22 protein-coding genes are annotated in these 13,600 nt (G+C 60.4%); all 22 read right to left on the bottom strand.

The genetic code is table 11. The features are described from left to right. Window positions 1-6 precede the first annotated feature (6 nt). Window positions 7-405: a 30S ribosomal protein S8 gene (gene rpsH, locus G8E03_RS04780; protein WP_185805079.1), complete on the bottom strand. Its 399-nt coding sequence runs from the start codon at window positions 403-405 to the stop codon at window positions 7-9. A 12-nt stretch (window positions 406-417) separates the two neighbouring features. Beyond that, window positions 418-723: a 30S ribosomal protein S14 gene (gene rpsN / locus G8E03_RS04775; RefSeq protein WP_166189237.1), complete on the bottom strand. Its 306-nt coding sequence runs from the start codon at window positions 721-723 to the stop codon at window positions 418-420. 16 nt (window positions 724-739) lie between these two features. Further along, window positions 740-1,300 carry a 50S ribosomal protein L5 gene (gene rplE, locus G8E03_RS04770; protein WP_166189234.1) on the bottom strand — a complete coding sequence of 187 codons (561 nt, stop codon included), beginning with the start codon at window positions 1,298-1,300 and terminating at the stop codon, window positions 740-742. Continuing rightward, on the bottom strand, window positions 1,293-1,607 hold the full coding sequence (gene rplX / locus G8E03_RS04765; RefSeq protein ID WP_166189232.1) for a 50S ribosomal protein L24: 315 nt from the start codon (window positions 1,605-1,607) through the stop codon (window positions 1,293-1,295). Before rplX ends, rplE begins: the two co-directional genes overlap by 8 nt. 1 nt (window position 1,608) lies before the next feature. After that, on the bottom strand, window positions 1,609-1,977 hold the full coding sequence (gene rplN / locus G8E03_RS04760; protein WP_166189230.1) for a 50S ribosomal protein L14: 369 nt from the start codon (window positions 1,975-1,977) through the stop codon (window positions 1,609-1,611). 51 nt (window positions 1,978-2,028) lie between these two features. Then, window positions 2,029-2,277: a 30S ribosomal protein S17 gene (gene rpsQ, locus G8E03_RS04755; RefSeq protein ID WP_166189227.1), complete on the bottom strand. Its 249-nt coding sequence runs from the start codon at window positions 2,275-2,277 to the stop codon at window positions 2,029-2,031. Window positions 2,278-2,280: 3 nt separating this feature from the next. Beyond that, window positions 2,281-2,487, bottom strand: a complete 207-nt coding sequence (rpmC, locus tag G8E03_RS04750; RefSeq protein ID WP_166189225.1) for a 50S ribosomal protein L29 — start codon at window positions 2,485-2,487, stop codon at window positions 2,281-2,283. A gap of 227 nt (window positions 2,488-2,714) precedes the next feature. Continuing rightward, complete coding sequence (gene rplP, locus G8E03_RS04745; RefSeq protein ID WP_166189223.1) at window positions 2,715-3,128, bottom strand: 50S ribosomal protein L16; 414 nt, start codon at window positions 3,126-3,128, stop codon at window positions 2,715-2,717. A 21-nt stretch (window positions 3,129-3,149) separates the two neighbouring features. Further along, window positions 3,150-3,863: a 30S ribosomal protein S3 gene (gene rpsC / locus G8E03_RS04740; RefSeq protein WP_166189221.1), complete on the bottom strand. Its 714-nt coding sequence runs from the start codon at window positions 3,861-3,863 to the stop codon at window positions 3,150-3,152. After that, window positions 3,863-4,252 (bottom strand): 50S ribosomal protein L22, encoded by a 390-nt coding sequence (gene rplV / locus G8E03_RS04735; protein ID WP_166189218.1) that lies wholly within the window; start codon window positions 4,250-4,252, stop codon window positions 3,863-3,865. Before rplV ends, rpsC begins: the two co-directional genes overlap by 1 nt. A gap of 2 nt (window positions 4,253-4,254) precedes the next feature. Next, the gene (gene rpsS, locus G8E03_RS04730; protein WP_097930426.1) at window positions 4,255-4,533 is read right to left on the bottom strand and encodes a 30S ribosomal protein S19; all 279 of its coding nucleotides are present in this window, start codon (window positions 4,531-4,533) and stop codon (window positions 4,255-4,257) included. 13 nt (window positions 4,534-4,546) lie between these two features. Next, window positions 4,547-5,380 (bottom strand): 50S ribosomal protein L2, encoded by an 834-nt coding sequence (gene rplB / locus G8E03_RS04725; RefSeq protein ID WP_166189216.1) that lies wholly within the window; start codon window positions 5,378-5,380, stop codon window positions 4,547-4,549. A 94-nt stretch (window positions 5,381-5,474) separates the two neighbouring features. Further along, window positions 5,475-5,771: a 50S ribosomal protein L23 gene (locus G8E03_RS04720; RefSeq protein WP_166189214.1), complete on the bottom strand. Its 297-nt coding sequence runs from the start codon at window positions 5,769-5,771 to the stop codon at window positions 5,475-5,477. Continuing rightward, complete coding sequence (rplD, locus tag G8E03_RS04715) at window positions 5,768-6,388, bottom strand: 50S ribosomal protein L4 (protein WP_166189212.1); 621 nt, start codon at window positions 6,386-6,388, stop codon at window positions 5,768-5,770. Before rplD ends, G8E03_RS04720 begins: the two co-directional genes overlap by 4 nt. After that, entirely contained in the window at window positions 6,385-7,230 is an 846-nt protein-coding gene (gene rplC, locus G8E03_RS04710) for a 50S ribosomal protein L3 (RefSeq protein ID WP_166189209.1), read from the bottom strand. Before rplC ends, rplD begins: the two co-directional genes overlap by 4 nt. Window positions 7,231-7,240: 10 nt before the next feature. Then, entirely contained in the window at window positions 7,241-7,549 is a 309-nt protein-coding gene (rpsJ, locus tag G8E03_RS04705) for a 30S ribosomal protein S10 (protein ID WP_097930436.1), read from the bottom strand. Window positions 7,550-7,629: 80 nt separating this feature from the next. Then, window positions 7,630-8,805 carry an elongation factor Tu gene (tuf, locus tag G8E03_RS04700; protein WP_166189173.1) on the bottom strand — a complete coding sequence of 392 codons (1,176 nt, stop codon included), beginning with the start codon at window positions 8,803-8,805 and terminating at the stop codon, window positions 7,630-7,632. 36 nt (window positions 8,806-8,841) lie between these two features. Then, window positions 8,842-9,375, bottom strand: coding sequence for a hypothetical protein (locus G8E03_RS04695; RefSeq protein WP_166189207.1), 534 nt, complete (start codon window positions 9,373-9,375; stop codon window positions 8,842-8,844). 12 nt (window positions 9,376-9,387) lie between these two features. Further along, window positions 9,388-11,505 (bottom strand): elongation factor G, encoded by a 2,118-nt coding sequence (gene fusA, locus G8E03_RS04690; protein ID WP_166189205.1) that lies wholly within the window; start codon window positions 11,503-11,505, stop codon window positions 9,388-9,390. A 23-nt stretch (window positions 11,506-11,528) separates the two neighbouring features. Further along, window positions 11,529-11,999, bottom strand: coding sequence for a 30S ribosomal protein S7 (gene rpsG, locus G8E03_RS04685; protein ID WP_166189203.1), 471 nt, complete (start codon window positions 11,997-11,999; stop codon window positions 11,529-11,531). Between the two features lie 15 nt (window positions 12,000-12,014). After that, on the bottom strand, window positions 12,015-12,386 hold the full coding sequence (rpsL, locus tag G8E03_RS04680; RefSeq protein WP_166189201.1) for a 30S ribosomal protein S12: 372 nt from the start codon (window positions 12,384-12,386) through the stop codon (window positions 12,015-12,017). A 250-nt stretch (window positions 12,387-12,636) separates the two neighbouring features. Then, complete coding sequence (locus G8E03_RS04675) at window positions 12,637-13,461, bottom strand: hypothetical protein (RefSeq protein ID WP_166189198.1); 825 nt, start codon at window positions 13,459-13,461, stop codon at window positions 12,637-12,639. Between the last annotated feature and the right edge of the window lie 139 nt (window positions 13,462-13,600).

Below are 13,600 nucleotides of genomic sequence, written 5' to 3'. Positions count from 1 at the left end.
CCTTCCTTAAAATACGGTGCAGAGCACTTCGCCACCAACATTGGCGGAACGTGCCTGCGCGTCGGACATAACGCCACGCGGGGTGGAAACGATGGCCACGCCGAGGCCCTGACGGACCTGCGGAATTTCCTTGACGCCCGAATACACGCGACGACCGGGGGTCGAAACGCGCTTCAGTTCCCGGATGACCGGGGCGCCGTCGAAATATTTCAGCTCGATGCGCAGGGCCGGGTGGCCGTCTGCACCGGTAATCGCCTCGTAGCCGCGGACATAGCCCTCGGCAACCAGAACGTCGAGCACCCAGGCGCGAACCTTGGACGCGGGCGAAACCACGGAGGTCTTGCCACGCATCTGCGCGTTGCGAATGCGGGTCAGCATATCGCCGAGAGGATCGTTCATAGACATATCAAATCCTCCTTACCAGCTGGACTTAACCATGCCGGGGATCTGCCCGATCGAGGCATAATCCCGCAGCGCGATCCGGCTCATCCGCAGCTTACGATAGTAAGCGCGCGGGCGACCGGTAATTTCGCAGCGGTTGTTGAGACGGGTGGGCGACGAGTTGCGCGGCAGCTTTGCAAGCTCCATACGCGCCTTGAACCGCTCGGAGCGATCCAGGGACTCATCATTTGCACGGGCTTTCAGCTCCGCACGCTTATCGGCATATTTGGCAACGAGACGCTCGCGCTTCTTTTGCCGCTCGATCATGGATTTCTTCGCCATATCTTGTCTCCGCGGCTCAGCTGGTGAAGGGCATGTTGAATTGCTTCAACAGCGCTCTGGCTTCGGCATCGGTCTTTGCGTTGGTGCAAATCACGATATCCATTCCCCACATTTGATCGACCTGGTCGAAGTTGATCTCGGGGAACACGATGTGCTCTTTCAAACCCATGGCATAGTTGCCACGACCGTCGAAGCTCTTGCCGGAAACGCCACGGAAATCGCGCACACGCGGCAGAGCCACGTTCACGAGACGATCCATGAAGTCATACATACGGTCGCCACGGATCGTGACCTTGACACCCAGGGGCATCTCTTCACGAACCTTGAAACCCGCGATGGATTTCTTGGCCTTGGTGATGACCGGCTTCTGACCTGCGATCTTCATCAGATCGTCATGCGCTGCCTTGATCTTCTTGGAGTCGGCAACCGCCTCACCAACACCCATGTTCAGGACGATCTTGTCCAGACGCGGGATCATCATGTCGTTCTTGTAGGAAAACTCTTCCTTCAAGGCCGCACGGATGGTGTCACGGTACAGCGTCTTGAGACGCGGGGTGTAAGTCGCTGCATCAAGCATTGATCGTCTCCCCGGATTTCTTTGCGAAACGCACCTTCTTGCCGTCTTCCATGCGGAAACCGACGCGGGTTGCGCCACCATCCTTGGGATCGACGAGCGCGAGGTTGCTCAGCTGGATCGGCGCCTCTTTCGAGATGCGGCCGCCCTGCGTGTCCTGCGTTTGACGGGTGTGGCGGATCGCGACGTTGATGCCGGAAACGACAGCCTTGCCGGCCTGCGGCATCACTTGGGTGATCTCACCCTCGCGGCCCTTGTCCTTGCCGGCAAGCACGACGACCTTGTCGCCTTTGCGGAGTTTGGCAGCCATCTTACAGCACCTCCGGTGCGAGCGAGATGATCTTCATGAAGTTCTTGGCGCGCAGCTCACGCACAACCGGTCCGAAGATCCGGGTGCCGACGGGCTCGCCTGCCGTGTTCAAGATCACCGCGGCGTTGCGGTCAAAACGGATAGCCGTACCGTCCTCGCGACGAACTTCCTTGGCTGTGCGAACGACGACGGCCTTGCGGACGTCACCCTTCTTTACACGGCCCCGAGGAATCGCCTCTTTCACGGACACGACAATGATGTCGCCGACGGAAGCGTACTTACGCTTGGACCCGCCGAGAACCTTGATGCACTGAACCCGGCGCGCGCCGGAGTTGTCAGCAACATCCAGGTTTGTCTCTACCTGAATCATAGGTTGTCTCCCGACCTGTGGGGATTATCCCCACGGTTTCGTTGATGTCGGTTATTCGGCGGACGCGGCTGCGTCTTCCAGAACTTCCCAACGTTTCGTCTTCGAACGCGGCGCACATTCGATGATGCGAACCGCATCCCCGACCTTGTACGTGTTGTTCTCGTCGTGCGCCCGATACTTCTTGGACGAACGGATCACCTTGTGAAACAGCGGGTGCGTGGTCGAGCGGCCAACCTGTACGGTGATGGTCTGCTCGTTCTTGTCGCTGGTCACGACGCCAGAGAGAATACGCTTAGGCATCGATCACTCCTCGCCAGCCGCGGCAGCGGCTTTCTGATTCAATACGGTCTTGACGCGCGCGACGTCACGACGGACGGTGCGGATACGTGCGGTGTTTTCCAACTGGCCCGTGGCCCCCTGGAAGCGGAGGTTGAAGGCCTCCTTTTTCAGCGCGACGAGCTGATCCTTCAGCTGGTCAGGCGTCTTGTCTCGCAATTCAGCGGCGTTCATGCCGTCTTCCTTTCAAACATCACCGGAGTGCCCAAAATCGGGTGACACTGATTCCGGTGGATTCAATGATTGAGCGGCCCGCATAGACCCCTTCCCCCCTCAGTGCAAGCCCTTAGTCCCGAATGACCGGGCGTCCAACGCGGCCGCAGGGTGTGGCGGGGGGGGGTAGAAACAGAAAAGCCCCGGTTTGTACCGGGGCTTTCCAAAAATCAGATCGTCGAGACGACTTACCAGTCTTCACGCTCGATGAAGCGGCATTTGACCGGCAGCTTCATCGCGGCGAGGCGCAGGGCCTCACGAGCGATCGGCTCGGAAACACCGTCGATCTCGAACATGACGCGGCCCGGCTTGACCTTGGCTGCCCAGTAATCGACCGAACCCTTACCCTTACCCATCCGGACTTCGGTGGGCTTCGACGTAACGGGCACGTCGGGGAAGATGCGGATCCAGACCCGGCCCTGACGCTTCATGTGGCGCGTCATGGCACGGCGGGCTGCCTCGATCTGACGGGCGGTGACGCGCTCGGGCGTCGTTGCCTTCAGACCGAACTGGCCGAAGTTCAGTTCGGAGCCACCCTTGGCATTGCCATGAATGCGGCCCTTGAACTGCTTACGAAATTTCGTGCGCTTTGGCGAAAGCATGTGTTCTCTCCTTCACGCGGCTCAGCGGTCGCGACCGCCGGGACGACCACCAGGGCGGCCACCGGATTGCAGTTCTTCGTGACGACGATCACGCGCGGACGGATCGTGATCCATGATCTCACCTTTGAAGATCCAGACCTTGATGCCGATGATGCCGTAGGCGGTCTTGCCCTCGACATGTGCGTAATCGATATCGGCCCGCAGGGTATGCAGGGGCACGCGGCCCTCACGATACCATTCGGTCCGTGCGATTTCCGCGCCGCCCAGACGACCGGCTGCGTTGATCCGGATGCCCAGGGCACCCATACGCATGGCGTTCTGGACCGCACGCTTCAGCGCACGACGGAACGAAACACGACGCTCAAGCTGCTGGGCGATGTTCTCCGCGACCAGACGCGCGTCGATCTCCGGCTTGCGGACCTCGACGATGTTCAGGTGCAGTTCACTGTCGGTCAGCTTCGCGAGTTCCTTGCGCAGCGTCTCGATGTCAGCACCTTTTTTACCGATGATCACACCAGGCCGCGCGGCATGGATGGTCACGCGGCACTTGCGGTGCGGACGCTCAATGATGATCCGGCTGATGCCAGCCTGATTCTGGTTCTTGTGGATATACTCACGGATCTTGATGTCTTCGTGAAGAAGCCCACCGTAATCCTTCGTATCCGCATACCAGCGGCTGTCCCAAGTACGGTTGATCTGCAGGCGCAGACCGATTGGGTTGATTTTATTTCCCATTAGGCTTGCTCCTCGACTGCGCCGACCTGGCGAACCTTGATCGTGACCTGGCTGAACGGCTTCAGGATCTTGCCGAAGCGGCCACGTGCCCGCGGACGTCCGCGCTTCATGACCATCGTCTTGCCGACATAAGCTTCAGCAACGACCAGTTCGTCCACGTCGAGACCATGGTTGTTCTCGGCGTTGGCGATGGCGGACTGAAGGCATTTCTTCACATCTGCCGCGATCCGCTTCTTGGAGAAGGTCAGATCGACCAGCGCCTTGTCGACGGGCTTGTTGCGGATCATCTGAGCCACAAGGTTGAGTTTCTGCGGCGAGGTGCGCAACATCGAGCTGATCGCGATCGCCTCGTTATCCGCGGCGCGGCGGGGGTTCTTTGTCTGTCCCATGATTACTTCCGCTTCGCTTTCTTGTCCGCCGCGTGACCGTAATAGGTCCGCGTGGGCGAATACTCACCGAATTTCTGGCCGATCATATCCTCGGTCACGTTGACAGGGATGTGCTTCTTGCCATTGTAGACGCCGAAGGTCAGACCCACGAATTGGGGCAGGATCGTCGAACGACGGGACCAGATCTTGATGACCTCATTGCGACCGGATTCCCGCGACTTCTCAGCTTTCTTGAGAACGTAGGAATCGACGAACGGGCCTTTCCAGACTGAACGTGCCATGTGTCAGGCCTCCTTATTTCTTACGCTGGTGGCGCGACCGCAAGATATACTTGTCAGTCGTTTTGTTGGTGCGGGTGCGTGCACCCTTGGTCGGCTTGCCCCACGGGGTCACCGGGTGACGACCACCCGAAGTCCGGCCTTCACCACCACCATGCGGGTGATCGATCGGGTTCATGACGACACCACGGACAGAAGGACGGATGCCCTTGTGTCGGTTGCGGCCCGCTTTACCCAAGTTCTGGTTCGAGTGGTCGGGGTTGGAAACCGCACCCACCGTCGCCATGCATTCCTGACGCACCAGGCGAAGCTCGCCCGAGGACAGGCGCAACTGCGCGTAGCCGCCGTCACGACCGACGAACTGAGCATAGGAGCCAGCGGCACGTGCGATCTGACCGCCCTTGCCCGGCTTCAACTCGATGTTGTGAACGATCGTACCGATGGGCATGCCGGTGAATGGCATCGCATTGCCCGGCTTCACGTCGACCTTCTCACCCGCGACGACCATATCGCCAACGGCGAGGCGCTGCGGTGCCAGCACGTAGGCCTGCTCACCATCGGTGTATTTCAGGAGGGCGATGAACGCCGTCCGGTTGGGATCATACTCGATCCGCTCCACTGCCGCGGACACGTCGAACTTGCGACGCTTGAAATCCACGATCCGGTAGAGACGCTTCGCCCCGCCGCCTTTGCGGCGCATGGTGATCCGTCCGGTATTGTTCCGGCCGCCGTTCTTCGTCAGACCCTCGGTGAGGGACTTGACGGGGCGACCTTTCCAAAGCTCCGAACGGTCGATCAGAACCAGCCCGCGCTGGCCAGGCGTTGTCGGCTTATACGACTTCAATGCCATCTTGCTGTCATCCGTTTGCTTCGTCTTGAAAATTGCACGGCCCCCGCCGCGTGGGCGAGGGCCGTGAGTCGTTGCTCTCTAGCAGAGGTCCAACTCAGAGGCCAGTGCTGACGTCGATGGAATTACCTTCCTCCAACGTCACATATGCCTTCTTCACGTCCTTGCGGGTGCCGAGGCGACCGCGGAACCGCTTGACCTTGCCTTTGGTGACGGTGGTGTTGACCGCCTTCACCTTGACGTTGAACAAACCTTCGACCGCTTCCTTGATCTGGGGCTTGTTCGCGTCGATCGCCACTTCGAAAACCACCGCATTGGCCTCGGAGGCCAGCGAGCTTTTTTCCGTGATGATCGGACGACGAATCACGTCGTAGAGTTCTGCCTTGGCGCTCATTTCAGTCGAGCCTCCAGTGCTTCGACGCCCGCTTTGGTCAGAACCAGCGTATCCTTCTTGAGGATATCGTACACGTTGGCACCGATGCTCGGCAGAACGTCGAGGGTTTCAATGTTGCGCGCTGCGCGGGCGAAGTTGTCGTCCACGTCCGCACCGTCGATGATCAGCGCGCGCTTCCAGCCCAGCTTGTTCAGACGCTTGGACAGCTCGGCCGTCTTCGCTTCTGTCATTGCCGCGCTTTCGATCACGACCAGCTCACCGGCAGTCATCTTGGCGCTGAGCGCGTGACGCAGGCCCAGCTTGCGGAACTTCTTGGTCAGATCGTGACCGTGGCTGCGCGGGGTCGGGCCCTTGTAGACACCACCCTTGCGGAAGATCGGCGCCTTGCGGGAACCGTGACGTGCGCCGCCGGTACCCTTCTGACGATAGATCTTCTTGGTCGAGTAGCTGACCTCCGAACGACCCTTGACCGAGTGCGTACCCTGCTGGGCACGTGCACGCTGCCAACGAACCATGCGGTGCAGAATGTCTGCGCGCGGCTCCAGCCCGAAGACGGAATCGTCCAGCTCGATCGAGCCTGCCGAACCGGCATCGAGGTTGATTACGTCGAGTTTCATTTGTCCTCACCCCCTTCTTCAGGTGCAGCGTCCTCAGTCGCGGCTTCCGCCTCGGCTGCTTCGATCGCGGCCTGCTCCTCAGCGGCGGCTGCCGCTGCGGCTGCTTCTGCCTCGGCTGCTGCTGCGGCTTCTGCCTCGGCTGCGGCTTTCGCGGCTTCCTCGGCGGCGGACTTCAGCGCGGCGGGAAGGATCACGTTCTCGGGCAGCGGCTTTTTCACCGCATCCTTGATCGTCACCCAGCCACCCTTGGAGCCCGGAACCGCGCCCTTGACCATGATCAGGCCACGGTCGCTGTCGGTCTTGATGACTTCCAGGTTCTGGGTCGTCACGCGGGCGGAGCCCATGTGACCAGCCATCTTCTTACCCTTGAAGACCTTGCCCGGATCCTGACACTGACCGGTGGAGCCGTGCGAACGGTGGGAAACGGACACACCATGCGACGCCCGCAGGCCGCCGAAGTTATGGCGCTTCATCGCACCTGCAAAACCCTTACCGATCGAGGTGCCGGCAACGTCCACATATTGACCAGCGAAGTAATGATCCGCGGTGATTTCCTCACCGACACCGATCATGTTGTCTTCGCTGACGCGGAATTCGGCCAGCTTGCGCTTGGGCTCAACCTTCGCGACGGCGAAGTGACCCCGCATGGGCTGGCTGACGTTCTTCGCCTTCACATTGCCAACGCCGAGCTGAACGGCAGTGTAGCCATCCCGATCTGCGGTGCGCTGTGCGACGACCTGACATCCATCCATCTGAAGCACGGTGACAGGGATCTGCCGTCCGTCTTCCATGAACAACCGGGTCATGCCCAGTTTCTTAGCGATTACTCCGGAACGCAACATTTTCGCCCCCTCAGAGCTTGATTTCAACGTCCACACCAGCGGCGAGGTCGAGCTTCATCAGCGCGTCCACCGTCTGGGGTGTCGGATCGACGATATCCAGCAGGCGCTTATGCGTGCGGATCTCAAACTGTTCACGGCTCTTCTTGTCCACGTGGGGACCGCGAAGAACGGTAAACTTCTCAATCTTGTTCGGCAGCGGGATAGGACCGCGGACCGTTGCACCTGTGCGCTTGGCCGTAGAGACGATTTCCTGCGTGCTGGCATCCAGAACGCGGTAATCGAAGGCCTTGAGCCGGATGCGAATGTTCTGACCGTTCATTGGGGTCGCCTCATTCATCAACGTGTTCAAAGAGCGTGGCCGGGGTCATCCCCGGCCACAATTCGGGTCGACGAGTATGCTTACTCGTGGATTTTGGAGACGACGCCAGCGCCGACGGTGCGGCCGCCTTCGCGGATGGCGAAGCGCAGCTTCTCTTCCATCGCGATCGGCTGGATCAGCTCCACGTCGAACTTCAGGTTGTCGCCGGGCATCACCATCTCGGTGCCCTCGGGAAGGATCACCGTGCCGGTCACGTCCGTCGTGCGGAAGTAGAACTGCGGGCGATAGTTCGCGAAGAACGGCGTGTGACGGCCACCCTCTTCCTTCGTCAGGATGTACGCTTCCGCCTCGAACTTCGTGTGCGGCTTCACCGAACCCGGCTTGCACAGAACCTGACCACGCTCAACGCCTTCACGGTCGATACCGCGCAGCAGAGCGCCGATGTTGTCGCCGGCCTCACCGCGATCCAGCAGCTTGCGGAACATCTCGACGCCCGTGCAAGTCGTGGTCTTGGTGTCGCGGATGCCCACGATCTCGATGCTGTCGCCGACGTTGATCACGCCACGCTCCACACGGCCGGTCACAACCGTACCGCGACCGGAGATCGAGAACACGTCCTCGATCGGCATCAGGAACGGCTGGTCCACGGCCCGCTCGGGGTTCGGGATGTAGCTGTCGACAGCTTCCATCAGCTTCGCGATCGACTGCTCGCCGATCTCGGGGTCGCGGCCTTCCAGGGCGGCCAGCGCCGAACCGGGGATCACGGGGATGTCGTCGCCAGGATAGTCGTAGGAGGACAGCAGCTCGCGGATCTCCATCTCGACCAGCTCGAGCAGTTCCTCGTCATCGACCTGATCGACCTTGTTCATGTAGACGACCATGTAGGGGATGCCCACCTGACGGCCGAGCAGGATGTGCTCACGCGTCTGGGGCATCGGGCCGTCGGCCGCGTTCACCACCAGGATCGCGCCGTCCATCTGCGCCGCACCCGTGATCATGTTCTTCACGTAGTCCGCGTGGCCCGGGCAATCGACATGCGCGTAGTGACGGGCTTCCGTCTCGTACTCCACGTGCGCGGTCGAGATGGTGATCCCGCGCGCCTTCTCCTCAGGTGCGCCGTCGATCTCGTCATACGCCTTGAAGTCGCCGTACTGCTTCGTGATCGCCGCCGTCAGCGTCGTCTTGCCGTGATCAACGTGACCAATCGTTCCGATGTTTACGTGCGGTTTCGTCCGCTCGAACTTTGCCTTCGCCATGCTCAGTCCCCTTCAGGATTGCAAGTGTTTCGTCGTTCAGGCGCCCAGAAGCACCCGCCGGGCGCGAGCAACGAACTGCTCCGCCAATTCAGTCAACTCGGTGCCGCTGTCGGCCTGGGTGATGTCAGGCTGCGTGCCATCCGCCACCCAACCGATACCGGTCGAGAAAATCTCGATGGGGGCGACAATCTCCGCCCCCGTAGCTGCGTCCACCAGGGACACTGTTCCGCGCATCACAGCGACACCCCGGCCGAAAAGGCCAGCTTCGCCACCGTCGAAGGTCAGATCCGTCACAACCAGTTCGACCCGTGACGGACGCGTTCCCCCGATATCCCAGACCAACTCATTTTGAGCGGCCCGCTCGACCTCCGTACGTACGGTGATCGAGTCGAAATCGGGGGTCTCGATATCGGCTCGCAGCGTGCGCGCATCTACCGTAGCACCTGTGAAGGTGACGGCGCGGATCGTCGAGGCGTCCAGAGTTGGTGCGACATATTCCGTCACACCGGGTTCCGAGCACCCCAGAAGCGACAAAGCCGCCAATCCACCGATAAATGCGCTACGCAACATCGAGCCCTCTCCTTACGCGAACTTCGCTTGAATCTCTTCCGAGATATTGGACGGGACCGCATCGTAGTGATCGAACTGCATCGAGAACTGTGCCCGGCCCGAAGACATGGAACGCAGGTTGTTGATGTAGCCGAACATGTTGGCCAGCGGTACGAAGGCGTCGATGACGATCGCGTTGCCGCGCGTATCCTGCCCCTGCACCATGCCCCGACGCGAGGTCAGATCGCCGATGATCGAACCGGTGTATTCTTCCGGTGTCAGAACTTCGACTTTCATCATCGGTTCGAGCAGCTTCGCGCCAGCCTTGCGCAGACCTTCACGCATACCCATCCGCGCCGCGATCTCGAACGCCAGCACGCTGGAGTCGACATCGTGGAACGCGCCGTCGATCAGGGCGACCTTGAAGTCGATCACGGGGAAGCCGGCCAGGGGCCCGCTGTCCATGACGGACTTGATGCCCTTTTCCACGCCCGGGATATACTCCTTGGGCACGGCACCGCCGACGATCTTGGATTCGAACGAGTAGCCCTCGCCCGGCTCCGTCGGTGTGATGATCATCTTGACGCGACCGAACTGACCCGTACCACCAGATTGCTTCTTGTGGGTGTAGTCGATTTCGGCCTCGCGAGAGATTGTCTCACGATAGGCAACCTGCGGCGCACCGATGTTCGCCTCGACCTTGAATTCCCGCTTGAGGCGGTCGACCAGGATATCGAGGTGAAGTTCGCCCATGCCCTTCATGATGGTCTGACCGGATTCGAGATCAGTTTCCACACGGAAGGAGGGATCCTCGGCAGCCAGACGCGCCAGACCCTGAGACATCTTCTCTTGGTCCGCCTTCGTCTTGGGCTCGACGGCGATCTCGATCACGGGATCGGGGAACGTCATCGTTTCCAGAACGACCGGAGCGTTGATCGCGCAAAGCGTATCGCCCGTCGTCGTATCCTTCAGGCCTGCAAGCGCAATGATGTCGCCTGCGAACGCTTCCTGGATCTCTTCCTGGTTGTTGGAGTGCATCATGACCATACGGCCGATGCGCTCTTTCTTGCCCTTGGTCGAGTTCAGGAAGCTGTCGCCCTTCTTGACCATGCCGGAGTAGACGCGGGTGAAGGTCAGCGTGCCCATGAACGGATCGTTCATGATCTTGAATGCAAGACCGGAGAACGGCTCGTTATCATCGGCGTGACGTGCCTGATCGCGGGTTTCCGTCTCGTCGCCCGGCTTGAAGCCCATATAGGCAGGAACGTCGAGAGGACCGGGCAGATAGTCGATCACAGCGTTCAACAGGGGCTGAACACCCTTGTTCTTGAACGCCGAACCGGCCAGCACGGGAACGAAGGACATCGACAGCGTGCCCTTGCGGATCAGCTTGCGCAGGGTCGCGACATCCGGCTCAGTGCCGTCCAGATATGCTTCCATGATGTCGTCGTCCATTTCGACGGCGAGCTCGATCATTTCCGCACGCAGCTCATCACAGCGATCCTTGAGGGAATCGCGGATGGGCTGACGGGTCCAGGACGCACCCAGGTCTTCACCGACCCAGGTCCACTCTTCCATGGTGACCAGATCGACGATGCCTTCCAGCTCCGTCTCGGCCCCGATCGGAATCTGGATCGGCATCGCACGCGCGCCGGTCCGCTTGCGGATCATGTCGACGCAGTTGTCGAAGTCCGCGCCGATCTTGTCCATCTTGTTGACGAACACGATCCGCGGAACCTTGTACCGGTCAGCCTGACGCCAGACGGTTTCGGTCTGCGGCTCCACACCGGCATTCGCGTCGAGCACGCAAACAGCGCCGTCGAGAACGGCGAGCGAACGCTCGACCTCGATGGTGAAGTCCACGTGACCGGGCGTGTCGATGATGTTGAAGCGGTGCTTCGGCGTCTCGGCTTCGTCACCTGTCGACGTACGCTCCCAGAACGTGGTCGTCGCAGCAGAGGTGATCGTGATGCCACGCTCCTGCTCCTGCTCCATCCAGTCCATGGTCGCGGCGCCGTCGTGGACTTCGCCGATCTTGTGAGACTTGCCGGTATAAAACAGAATCCGCTCGGTGCAGGTGGTCTTACCTGCATCGATATGCGCCATGATTCCAAAGTTCCGGTAGCGCTCAAGGGGATAGTCGCGTGCCATGTGGATGGTCCTCTAGGCTCGAATTACCAGCGGTAATGGGAGAAGGCCTTGTTCGCCTCTGCCATCTTGTGCGTGTCTTCGCGTTTCTTCACGGCCGTTCCGCGCGAGTTCACGGCGTCGAGCAGCTCGCCTGCGAGGCGCTCTTCCATCGTATTCTCGTTGCGGGCGCGAGATGCGTTGATGAGCCAGCGAATCGCCAGCGCCTCACGCCGCTCGGGACGGACCTCGACGGGGACCTGATAGGTCGCACCACCAACCCGGCGGGAACGAACTTCCAGGGCCGGCTTGATGTTGTCCAGCGCCTCGTGGAAGACCTCGATCGGCTCACGCTTGATGCGCTCCTCGACACGGGTCATCGCGCCGTACACGATGCTTTCGGCGGCAGATTTCTTGCCGTCGTACATCAGGTTATTCATGAATTTGGTCAGCACCTTGTCGCCATACTTGGCGTCAGGCAGCACTTCCCGTTTCTCGGCGCGATGGCGACGTGACATCTCGCGAACTCCTTCTTATTTCGGACGCTTCGCGCCGTACTTCGAACGACGCTGGCGACGATCCTTGACGCCTTGCGTATCGAGCACACCGCGAAGGATGTGGTAGCGGACGCCGGGAAGATCCTTCACCCGGCCGCCACGAATCAGAACCACGGAGTGCTCCTGAAGGTTGTGGCTTTCACCCGGGATGTAGGAAATCACCTCGTAGCCGTTGGTCAGGCGAACCTTCGCAACTTTCCGCATAGCGGAGTTCGGCTTCTTCGGAGTCGTAGTGTAAACACGCGTACAGACGCCGCGCTTCTGGGGGCAACCCTCCAGATGCTGCGACTTCGAGCGCTTGACCTTTGGCTGCCGCGGCTTGCGGATCAGCTGTTGAATCGTCGGCATTCTATCTCGCCCTATCGTTCGTTCAACGCCCTGATGCGCGCCTCATGGCACGCACGAGCCACCGCGACCCCCTTGAGGATCGCAATGGCGTGAATTTCAGAGGATCGGGGCATCTGCCCGGATCATGCATCGCCAGTTTCGGCTATATCGTATTCAAGGGACCAATCGGCCCTATGAAAGTGGGCGGAAACTACGCCCGAGTCTTCATGGTGTCAACCAGCCATTCCCATGCGGGAAAAATGGCGCCACGTCAAATATTCTCGGCCCCGATCGCGGCGCCCAACGCGGCTGCGAAGTCTCTCATTTGACTGTGCAATTCCTGCGCCATGCCCGCTTCTACGGCATCGTACATCTTTTTGCCAGCTTCGCTTTCGAGCAGTTCGCTATAGGCGTTCAGTTCGTCCACGGACAGGGACTGATAGACGAATGCCTTCCCCGCCACCGACTCGGTGCGCAATCTGTCGATCATATCGTCCTGCTGCGTGATGATCATCGCCAGCAGGTCGGCCTCGGGAATCGCGCGGCCAAGATTTTCGTTCAGAGCCTTTTGAAAGACAAACTGGGTATTCAGGCTCATCGCTGCCGTTTCCTCTGGCGTGCCGAAGGCCAGCGCCAGGCGTTGCAATGCCTCCAGACGGTCCGCGTCGGTGTCGTTCGCCAGAATGGCATGGCCCAGTTCAGTCTGGTTCACGTCGTCCATGTCGGGCGTCTGGCTCGCCTCCTCCAGCGCGGTCACACGCTGCCCCAGCCCCGAGGCGAAGAAATCGCGGAGGGTCTCCAGCTCCTCGACGCTGGCAAGGTCCGCCAATTCTGCCGCCGCCGCCTCGAACACAGGCTCGGGCGCGAAGAATCTGACACCCAGCCGGCTCCAGGCATTCGCCAAATTCGGATCGGCCTCGGCGGTGCCCTCGGGTGCCTTGGCCAGATTGCGCGCCTGATCCTCCGTCAGCGTGTCGAAGCCGTTGAGCAGCAGGACCTCCTCGGCCAGGGCCTCCTCCTGTCGCTGCTCCTGCGCGACCGCTGGCACGACGAGCATGAGCGATATCGCGATCGAAGATAGGGCATTGCGTAGCATGGCGTACTCCTGAACCTGTTTGCTTCAAGGTAGGTTCCGCCACCTCCCGTGAAAAGAGCCGGTGAAGCTGCCTCTCAGGGAAGTCATCATTCGAAACGAAAAAGCCCCGGTGCGTGGACCGGGGCTTTTCCAAATTCAT

This window comes from Pontivivens nitratireducens (genome assembly GCF_011290545.1).
In the GTDB taxonomy this organism is placed as follows: domain Bacteria; phylum Pseudomonadota; class Alphaproteobacteria; order Rhodobacterales; family Rhodobacteraceae; genus Pontivivens; species Pontivivens nitratireducens.
Note: the sequence above shows the minus strand (reverse complement) of the source record. Positions and strands in the feature narration are given on the sequence as shown.

Bases quoted from the DNA above. Each gene is read 5' to 3' on its own strand.
- rpsH (WP_185805079.1), bottom strand. From the start codon at position 405: ATGTCTATGAACGATCCTCTCGGCGATATGCTGACCCGCATTCGCAAC.
- rpsN (WP_166189237.1), bottom strand. From the start codon at position 723: ATGGCGAAGAAATCCATGATCGAGCGGCAAAAGAAGCGCGAGCGTCTC.
- rplE (WP_166189234.1), bottom strand. From the start codon at position 1,300: ATGCTTGATGCAGCGACTTACACCCCGCGTCTCAAGACGCTGTACCGT.
- rplX (WP_166189232.1), bottom strand. From the start codon at position 1,607: ATGGCTGCCAAACTCCGCAAAGGCGACAAGGTCGTCGTGCTTGCCGGC.
- rplN (WP_166189230.1), bottom strand. From the start codon at position 1,977: ATGATTCAGGTAGAGACAAACCTGGATGTTGCTGACAACTCCGGCGCG.
- rpsQ (WP_166189227.1), bottom strand. From the start codon at position 2,277: ATGCCTAAGCGTATTCTCTCTGGCGTCGTGACCAGCGACAAGAACGAG.
- rpmC (WP_166189225.1), bottom strand. From the start codon at position 2,487: ATGAACGCCGCTGAATTGCGAGACAAGACGCCTGACCAGCTGAAGGAT.
- rplP (WP_166189223.1), bottom strand. From the start codon at position 3,128: ATGCTTTCGCCAAAGCGCACGAAATTTCGTAAGCAGTTCAAGGGCCGC.
- rpsC (WP_166189221.1), bottom strand. From the start codon at position 3,863: ATGGGAAATAAAATCAACCCAATCGGTCTGCGCCTGCAGATCAACCGT.
- rplV (WP_166189218.1), bottom strand. From the start codon at position 4,252: ATGGGACAGACAAAGAACCCCCGCCGCGCCGCGGATAACGAGGCGATC.
- rpsS (WP_097930426.1), bottom strand. From the start codon at position 4,533: ATGGCACGTTCAGTCTGGAAAGGCCCGTTCGTCGATTCCTACGTTCTC.
- rplB (WP_166189216.1), bottom strand. From the start codon at position 5,380: ATGGCATTGAAGTCGTATAAGCCGACAACGCCTGGCCAGCGCGGGCTG.
- G8E03_RS04720 (WP_166189214.1), bottom strand. From the start codon at position 5,771: ATGAGCGCCAAGGCAGAACTCTACGACGTGATTCGTCGTCCGATCATC.
- rplD (WP_166189212.1), bottom strand. From the start codon at position 6,388: ATGAAACTCGACGTAATCAACCTCGATGCCGGTTCGGCAGGCTCGATC.
- rplC (WP_166189209.1), bottom strand. From the start codon at position 7,230: ATGTTGCGTTCCGGAGTAATCGCTAAGAAACTGGGCATGACCCGGTTG.
- rpsJ (WP_097930436.1), bottom strand. From the start codon at position 7,549: ATGAACGGTCAGAACATTCGCATCCGGCTCAAGGCCTTCGATTACCGC.
- tuf (WP_166189173.1), bottom strand. From the start codon at position 8,805: ATGGCGAAGGCAAAGTTCGAGCGGACGAAACCGCACGTAAACATCGGA.
- G8E03_RS04695 (WP_166189207.1), bottom strand. From the start codon at position 9,375: ATGTTGCGTAGCGCATTTATCGGTGGATTGGCGGCTTTGTCGCTTCTG.
- fusA (WP_166189205.1), bottom strand. From the start codon at position 11,505: ATGGCACGCGACTATCCCCTTGAGCGCTACCGGAACTTTGGAATCATG.
- rpsG (WP_166189203.1), bottom strand. From the start codon at position 11,999: ATGTCACGTCGCCATCGCGCCGAGAAACGGGAAGTGCTGCCTGACGCC.
- rpsL (WP_166189201.1), bottom strand. From the start codon at position 12,386: ATGCCGACGATTCAACAGCTGATCCGCAAGCCGCGGCAGCCAAAGGTC.
- G8E03_RS04675 (WP_166189198.1), bottom strand. From the start codon at position 13,461: ATGCTACGCAATGCCCTATCTTCGATCGCGATATCGCTCATGCTCGTC.